The sequence below is a fragment of the Methylophaga sp. UBA5088 genome, assembly GCF_002414625.1.
GTDB lineage: Bacteria > Pseudomonadota > Gammaproteobacteria > Nitrosococcales > Methylophagaceae > Methylophaga > Methylophaga marina.
On sequence record NZ_DIAC01000048.1, the window covers coordinates 53,955 to 61,425 of the forward strand.

The following is a 7,471-nucleotide window of genomic DNA, read 5'->3' on the forward strand; positions in this document are numbered from 1 at the left end:
GTGGCATGAAAGTGTTGGTGACTGATCATCATCTTGCCGGTGAGACATTACCGGAAGCCGATGCCATTGTGAATCCTAATCAAGCAGATGATCCATTCCCTTATAAAAACCTGGCTGGTGTGGGTGTCTGTTTCTATGTGTTACTAGGACTAAGGCAGCATTTACGAACAATAGGCTGGTTTGAACAGGCGTCTGTGCCTGAACCCAAAGTGGGGGATTGGCTCGATCTTGTCGCCTTGGGGACAGTTGCGGATGTGGTCCCACTGGATAAATTAAATCGCACCTTGGTCAATCATGGATTGCAGCGGATTCGGCGGGGGAGAGGCTGTACAGGAATACAAGCATTGATTCAAATCGCCGGCCGTGAAAGAGAAAAACTGGTCTCTTCAGATTTAGGATTTAGTATAGCGCCCAGATTGAACGCGGCTGGACGTATGGAAGATATGGGCCTCGGCATTAATTTATTGCTGACAGAGGATGTTCAGCAGGCACTGAATATCGCCACACAGCTGGACAGTATTAATCTGGAAAGGCGCGCTGTTGAGCAAACAATGCAAGTAGATGCATTGAAGATGCTGGAACAGATTGATATTGAAGAAAATACCTTAAGGACCGGCTATTGCTTATTTGATGAAGACTGGCATCAAGGCGTGATTGGTCTCTTAGCCTCTCGCATTAAAGAAAAAACCTATCGTCCGGTGATTGCTTTCGCGCCTGGGAATGACGATGAAGTCAAAGGATCGGCTCGTTCTATTCCTGGCATACATATTCGAGATGTCCTAGCTCGTGTAGCAGCAAAATATCCTGAACTGTTAGAGCGCTTTGGTGGGCATGCCATGGCAGCAGGTTTAACAATAAAGAAAGGGGATTTAGCCCAGTTTAATCAGGCTTTTGAATCTGCACTCAATGAAATGGTGTCATCCGAGACATATTTGCAGCAGTTACCTTCAGATGGTGAACTAAGTGAAGCAGACTGCCAATTATCTTTTGCTGAGCTATTAACAGAAGCCGCACCATGGGGACAGGGATTCGAAGAGCCCAGGTTTCATGGCGTGTTTAAAGTAAGTCATTTTCGTCTGGTAGGGCAGCAGCAGAACCATCTAAGATTGCAACTTGAGATGAATGGGAACAGTCAAATCAATGCCATGGCATTTGGTCAGGATAAACCGAGCTGGTTAGCTGAAAACAGTTTAGTATTAGTCCGTTATAAAATAGCTGTGAACGAATTTCGTGGCCAAAAATCCTTGCAGTTCCTGGTTGATGAATTAATGCCAGCGAATACAGATACACATAACTGACCATCAGTCATATTAGGTAGATAAGCCATGTCCACTCATCAAATTGCTGTGTTTAGTGCCAAGTCATACGATGAACGCTTTTTATTAAAAGCGACTGTGCCTACGATTGAGTTTATCTGTCATGAAGTCACACTCAATCCATCAACCGCGGTGATGGCACAAGGTTATGAGATTGTCAGTGCCTTTGTGAATGATGATTTAAGCCGGGAAACCCTTCATATCTTAGCGTCAGGTGGCACACGACTGATTGCTTTGCGCTGTGCTGGTTATAATCAGGTCGATCTCAGAGCTGCTAAAGAATTAGGGTTGAGTGTGGTCAACGTTCCGGCCTACTCACCCTATGCAGTTGCTGAACATACTATTGCACTGATGCTGTCATTGAGCCGGAAAATTCCTCGTGCCTATAACCGTGTGCGTGATGGTAATTTCTCTCTGGATGGTTTGCTCGGCTTTGATTTTTACCAGAAAAAAGTTGGGATCGTTGGCGGTGGCAAAATCGGTTTATTAGTCGCAGAGAGGATGCGGGCATTTGGTTGTGAGGTGATGGTTTATGAACCTATTAATTCGCAACACTGTATTAAACAAGGCATTCAAACGTCGGATTTAACGACACTTGTGAAACAATCAGATATTATCAGCCTGCATTGTCCGTTAACCAGTGACACTCGTTACATGATTAATCATGACAGCATTGCCAATATGAAAGCGGGTGTTATGTTAATTAACACCAGTCGCGGTGCGTTAATGGATACACGGGCTGTGTTAGATGGGCTGAAATCTCAACAAATTGGCTATCTTGGTATTGATGTGTATGAACAAGAAGGTAGCTTGTTTTTTGAAGACCATTCACTCGATATTATTCAAGATGATTTGTTTCAACGCTTGTTAACCTTTCCAAACGTGTTAGTGACGGGTCATCAAGGTTATTTCACGCAGGAAGCCGTTCAACATATTGCCGAAACGACAGTGACGAATGTGTTGGCTTATCTCAACGGTGAACGTTTACAAAATAGAGTAGGCGTGTGACGGCAGTAACAACACTATTCGAGCGCATCGAAACGACGATGCCTGATTTTAAGGCGCGTCCACAACAGGTACAAATGAGCGAGTTTATTGCTCAGGCCATGTTAAAACCACCACAAAAGCGAATTGCTGTCGTCGAGGCACCGACTGGCGTGGGTAAAACTCTTGCTTATCTGACGGGCACGATTCAAACCGCATTGCTACAAAAGAAAACGCTGGTGATTAGTACGGCGACAGTTAACTTACAACAACAGCTTATTCAAAAGGATTTACCGCGCTTCTCTGCCGCGCTGGAAGAACCTATACGCTTTGTTCAGGTAAAAGGGCGTCGTCGTTACGTCTGTCCGAGTAAATTAAGTCAAACCGCTACGACTCCTGAACAACAATCCCTCAATATCGATGTAGATGAAAAGTATCAGCAGGTGCTTCATCTCGCCCAGGCGAAACAGTTGATGAGCGAGTGGGAGCAGGAAAGCTGGGATGGCGATCGAGATAGCCGTCGCGATAAAATTGATGCAGAACTGTGGCAGCAGATATCGACAGACTCAGAAGGCTGTGCCGGAAAAAGCTGTTCCTTTTATATGCGGTGTCCCTACTATAAATTACGTCGTGAAATGACGGCTGCTCAGGTTATCGTGGCAAACCATGATTTAATTTTAAGCGATGCCGATCTGGGGGGCGGACTGGTATTGCCAAATCCGGAAGAAATCCTGTTTGTATTTGATGAAGCCCATAACTTGCCACGAAAAGCGTTGGATCATGCCGCCAAAGCATTAAATTTTATTCAGCTTTATCAAACTACTGAAACAGCAGACAGTGTGCTGAAAAAAATTCCATCCGCTTTAGCTTATCGACAACATGATTTTGGTTATATGCTGTCAGAATTACGACGGGACTTACCGGCAGTCATCAGCCATCTGCAACAGATTGAGACGATTTTGCACAGTGATGGCGTCGTGCAGGATTTATTAGAAAAGCATATCAGTGAGCCGCGTATTTTCTGGAATAGTCCCTTGGTGAATGCCTTATTAATCCCGTGTCAGGGGGTATTGCAGCGAGCCAATTCCATATACAAACATTACTCGGTATTAGCAAAATGGATCAAAGAGGGACTGGAAAAAACACAATTATCCAATAAAGTGGGTGAGGCCTTATTGCCACAAGTGGGCACCGTCCAGAATATATTCGGTTACCTGATTGATTTTATGGCTTTATTTCTCGAGCCAGATCAGGAGGACCGCCCGCCTAATGTGCGTTGGCTTTCGGTGGAATCGTTTTCTAAGCAGCAAACCTTGGTCATCCATGCTGGCCCGATGACCGCTGCCTACTTTCTTGATCGAAGTTTATGGTCACGTTCCTATGGTGTGGTGCTGACCTCGGCGACTTTACGGGGTATGGGCTTGTTCCACCGTTTTAGACTTGACTGCGGTTTGCATCGCTTTGATGAACAGCATTTTCTCGCCGTGCCATCGCCGTTCAACTATCAAAAACAAGCGATCCTGCATATTCCTGATATGCGCTTTCAGCCAAATGAACAACAGCAGCAATGGCAACAGGAAGTCGTTACAAAACTGACCGATATTATTGATACAAAAGAGGCAACTCTGGTGCTGTTTACCTCAAAACTGGTCATGGAGGCGGTATACAGACAATGTCCAGCAGCAATTACAGCCATAACTATGGTGCAGGGCGATAGTTTGTCACCTAAAAATATGGTGCATCGGCATATTCGTCAGATCGAATCAGGGAAAGGCAGTATTATTTTTGGTTTGGATCGGTTTGCAGAAGGTGTGGATCTCCCCGGTCATTTATGCACGCATGTGATTATTACTAAACTGCCATTTCCTGTATTTACCAGACCTATAGAACAGGCGAAACAAGAGTGGATAATCCGTAAAGGGGGGCAGCCTTTCACTGCGCTGTCATTGCCAGCCGTGAGCGTAAAACTCATTCAGGCATGTGGCAGGTTACTGAGAAAGGAAACCGATTCGGGAAGAATTACTATTCTTGATAAACGTTTATTAACAAAAGGTTATGGTAAAAAACTGCTGGCACATCTACCCGATTATCAACTTGAACAGTCTTAATTGCTAATCCTGCAGGTCATATCTTCCCGTCGAGCAGGAAGCGCTTCCTAAATCAAAAGGATTTTCTGTCATGGCGAATGGGAGGTTCTGCTGCATCTATTTCATCCTCATTATTCTATTCTATTTCCTAAGCTAGATAGTCCTAGAACAACTGAATTTTATTTAACCTGAGGAAGGAATCTGAAATGAAAAAAACAACTCTTGCTGCTTTAACTGCATTGAGCCTTGTCGTAGCGCCTGCATTTGCTGATATTGAAAGCAGAACATTTTCTGAGCAATTACAGTTACAAAAAACACAGTTACGCCCACATGCTTTCAACTTTTTCTCTGACCGTTACATGCAAATACAAGCAAAAAAACAGCCTGTTGTTTTAAGTTTCAAAGAGCAGTTGGATAGCCAAAAATCACTGCTGCGCAAGCAACAGTTCAACCCTGTCAGTGATGCTTATTTACAGACGCACGCTCGTCAATCATAAGCACGTTTCAGATTGAAATAAAAAACCCGGCGAAAGCCGGGTTTTTTTATGCCTTATTCAGTACGGCTGGTGACTTCTAATAAGTGATAACCAAACTGTGTTTTTACAGGGCCTTGTACAGTTTTGACTGGAGCAGAAAAAACCACTTTATCAAACTCAGGCACCATCATTCCGGGACCAAATTCCCCTAAGTCTCCACCTGAACGACCAGAAGGGCATGAAGAGTGTTCTTTAGCAATATCAGCAAAATCGGCACCTTGTTCGATTTCACGTTTAAGTTCTAAACAGATTTCTTCACTATCAACCAGGATATGTCTTGCTGTTGCTTTTGCCATGTTATCTCTCTAATTTGTGATAAAGGCCGCATTATATCAGTTTAGGCAAATTTACGGAGGCGACTCAGTAAGGCTTGAGCTGTGACTTCTGATGATTGTGGGTTTTGTCCAGTGATTAATAAACCATCCTCACAGCAGAACGGAGCCCAGTCATCAGCTTTATGATAGTAGCCACCAGCGTCTTTTAATTCATCCTCAAGTAAAAATGGAACAACATCGGAAAGGCCCACAGCATCTTCTTCTGAATTTGAAAACCCAGTGACTGACAGGTTTTTAACCAATGGTTCTTCGGTGAGTGTTTTTACATTGAGTAACACGGCTGGTGCATGGCAGACTGCGGCCACTGGTTTATCTTGAAAGATGAATTGCTGAATGAGTTCAATCGATTTCTCAGAGACAGTCAGATCCCATAAAGGACCATGGCCTCCTGGATAAAACACCGCATCATAATCGTCTGCCTGAACACTCTCTAAGACCAGAGTATTGGCAAGTGCTGCTTGAGCTTCTTTGTCTTGCTTGAAGCGTGTTGTTGATTCTGTTTGTGCGTCTGGATCGTCACTTTTGGGATCCAGTGGGGGCTGGCCACCCTTTGGGCTGGCAAGCGTGATGTCAACGCCAGCATCTTTGAATACATAATACGGAGAGGCAAACTCCTCTAACCAGAAACCGGTTTTTTTACCTGTATCACCTAAGGTATCGTGAGATGTCAAAATCATTAAAATTCGCATGTGTCTCCCTTTTTGTATGTTGTCTTATGGGGCTGTATTGACCACTAACATTTGTGTGGCGCCTTTTTGAAACTGGTAGTCGACTGTCTGTTGTTTTACCTCGTGCCCTTGTCGACTTAATTCTTTTACTATTAAGCCTAGATGAGGTGAGGGTGTATTGTCCAACCCAACAAGAGGGTAGACTCTGACTTGGCTCGCAACTCGACAAAGTTCATGCATCGAATCGAGATGAAATTGAGCATCGAAATGTTCACTATATAAAAACAAAAAATGTGAGCATAGCGCCAAGTCGAACTGCTTATTTGCAAAAGGTAATTCTGGTAGTTGAGCAGAAATGTAAAAGGGAGATGATGCTGGCATGGCATAGTCATCTAAAAACAGTTGCATCGATCGCATTCTCTGCTGATACAAGGCCTCGGGATTAGCGAAAGCTGTCCAGAAAAAATCATCTTGATGTGCTTTTACCTGACCGATAACTTCCTCTGCCACCACATTAATACGTGTTTTAATCTCCTCAGCAGTAAACTGATAGAGGGGATCCACAGACGTGACCTTTGCCCCTTGTTTTCTTGCTTCAGTATTAAAACTGGCTGGTCCATCAGCACACGCCAATATAGACGATTGCAACTCACTTTCGCGAAGTAGAAACATGTCTTGATATTCCTGCAGACTTCGTCCCCAGGGCACGGTCGTATTCAGTTGCATATAAGATTGTAAGTATAGGTAGTGATTCTCAAGTAGCGTAATGACCACTATGAAAAATTATTTAATAATAAATGGTTATTCAGTAATGACTAAGGTGATATCTTCAAAATCGATTTCATCACCTGGGATAATTTTTCTGCGCTTGCGTGTTTCTAATTCACCATTCACAGAAACGAGGCCTTGTTCTATGAATAGCTTGGCCTCAGCACCACTGGCTGCAATACCTTCAAACTTAAGCACTTTATATAACTCTACGGGTGAGCTGGTCAGCTCTACTTCGATTGTCTGGGACATAGGTCGCTTCTCTCAAAAAATACCCATCATAAAGGGTATCTATGACAGGGTGATAACGATTTGTGAAGTCAACACCACTAATTTATCTCGTACTGTGAATTAAGTCGCGCACTATTAACTCAGATACTTATATATTGGCTGAGTTAACACGGAGTGTTTGTGAATGAAATTACTGGTAAATCTAATACAAATTTTGGTGATTGGGGTGATCATTTATCCCATCTTTTATATATGGGAGACGGAGCATATTGATAATTTCTGCCGTGAAATCAAACCAGGCATGACGGATGTAAGACTGATGGAAGTTGCTGATGAATATCATCTCAAGTTGAGCGGTTTGGAAGAAGGATATGTAGAAAAAGGGCATTGGTTGGCCGAAGTTAGAGCCAAGTCGACCATTTCTGATTACCGTTGTGCGATCAGCGGTATAGCCAATAAAGTCGCTAATGCCAGAATCATCGATGAAGAATAGACACCTTATCAAAGAGTCCTTCTCCTTGTTGAAGGAGAAGACAGAAGAGGTCG

9 protein-coding genes are annotated in these 7,471 nt (G+C 43.6%); 5 read left to right on the forward strand and 4 right to left on the reverse strand.

Annotation, left to right across the window (positions count from 1 at the left end; all coding sequences use genetic code 11):
• The 4 genes from B4K20_RS06520 to B4K20_RS06535 form a co-directional block, all read left to right on the forward strand.
• Nucleotides 1-1,298 (forward strand): single-stranded-DNA-specific exonuclease RecJ (locus B4K20_RS06520; RefSeq protein ID WP_289282312.1); only part of this gene is annotated, 1,298 nt, incomplete at its 5' end.
• A 27-nt stretch (nucleotides 1,299-1,325) separates the two neighbouring features.
• Entirely contained in the window at nucleotides 1,326-2,324 is a 999-nt protein-coding gene (locus B4K20_RS06525) for a 2-hydroxyacid dehydrogenase (RefSeq protein ID WP_289282313.1), read from the forward strand.
• Entirely contained in the window at nucleotides 2,321-4,408 is a 2,088-nt protein-coding gene (gene dinG, locus B4K20_RS06530; RefSeq protein ID WP_289282314.1) for an ATP-dependent DNA helicase DinG, read from the forward strand. Before B4K20_RS06525 ends, dinG begins: the two co-directional genes overlap by 4 nt.
• A gap of 185 nt (nucleotides 4,409-4,593) precedes the next feature.
• Complete coding sequence (locus tag B4K20_RS06535; RefSeq protein WP_289282315.1) at nucleotides 4,594-4,884, forward strand: hypothetical protein; 291 nt, start codon at nucleotides 4,594-4,596, stop codon at nucleotides 4,882-4,884.
• A 53-nt stretch (nucleotides 4,885-4,937) separates the two neighbouring features.
• Here the strand turns inward: B4K20_RS06535 and B4K20_RS06540 are convergent, their stop codons facing one another.
• The 4 genes from B4K20_RS06540 to B4K20_RS06555 form a co-directional block, all read right to left on the reverse strand.
• The gene (locus B4K20_RS06540) at nucleotides 4,938-5,219 is read right to left on the reverse strand and encodes a peptidylprolyl isomerase (RefSeq protein WP_286304482.1); all 282 of its coding nucleotides are present in this window, start codon (nucleotides 5,217-5,219) and stop codon (nucleotides 4,938-4,940) included.
• A gap of 41 nt (nucleotides 5,220-5,260) precedes the next feature.
• The gene (locus B4K20_RS06545; RefSeq protein ID WP_286304483.1) at nucleotides 5,261-5,947 is read right to left on the reverse strand and encodes a type 1 glutamine amidotransferase domain-containing protein; all 687 of its coding nucleotides are present in this window, start codon (nucleotides 5,945-5,947) and stop codon (nucleotides 5,261-5,263) included.
• A gap of 24 nt (nucleotides 5,948-5,971) precedes the next feature.
• On the reverse strand, nucleotides 5,972-6,652 hold the full coding sequence (locus tag B4K20_RS06550; RefSeq protein ID WP_286304484.1) for an SAM-dependent methyltransferase: 681 nt from the start codon (nucleotides 6,650-6,652) through the stop codon (nucleotides 5,972-5,974).
• Nucleotides 6,653-6,727: 75 nt separating this feature from the next.
• Nucleotides 6,728-6,946, reverse strand: a complete 219-nt coding sequence (locus tag B4K20_RS06555; RefSeq protein ID WP_286304485.1) for an RNA-binding S4 domain-containing protein — start codon at nucleotides 6,944-6,946, stop codon at nucleotides 6,728-6,730.
• Between the two features lie 163 nt (nucleotides 6,947-7,109).
• Between B4K20_RS06555 and B4K20_RS06560 the strand changes: the two genes are divergently transcribed.
• A complete protein-coding gene (locus B4K20_RS06560) occupies nucleotides 7,110-7,418 on the forward strand; it encodes a hypothetical protein (RefSeq protein ID WP_289282316.1) in 309 nt (102 codons plus the stop codon).
• Nucleotides 7,419-7,471 lie beyond the last annotated feature (53 nt).

Excerpts from the sequence above, each read along its gene's own strand:
- B4K20_RS06525 (WP_289282313.1), top strand. The coding sequence starts at position 1,326 with ATGTCCACTCATCAAATTGCTGTGTTTAGTGCCAAGTCATACGATGAA.
- B4K20_RS06535 (WP_289282315.1), top strand. The coding sequence starts at position 4,594 with ATGAAAAAAACAACTCTTGCTGCTTTAACTGCATTGAGCCTTGTCGTA.
- B4K20_RS06540 (WP_286304482.1), bottom strand. The coding sequence starts at position 5,219 with ATGGCAAAAGCAACAGCAAGACATATCCTGGTTGATAGTGAAGAAATC.
- B4K20_RS06545 (WP_286304483.1), bottom strand. The coding sequence starts at position 5,947 with ATGCGAATTTTAATGATTTTGACATCTCACGATACCTTAGGTGATACA.
- B4K20_RS06550 (WP_286304484.1), bottom strand. The coding sequence starts at position 6,652 with ATGCAACTGAATACGACCGTGCCCTGGGGACGAAGTCTGCAGGAATAT.
- B4K20_RS06555 (WP_286304485.1), bottom strand. The coding sequence starts at position 6,946 with ATGTCCCAGACAATCGAAGTAGAGCTGACCAGCTCACCCGTAGAGTTA.
- B4K20_RS06560 (WP_289282316.1), top strand. The coding sequence starts at position 7,110 with ATGAAATTACTGGTAAATCTAATACAAATTTTGGTGATTGGGGTGATC.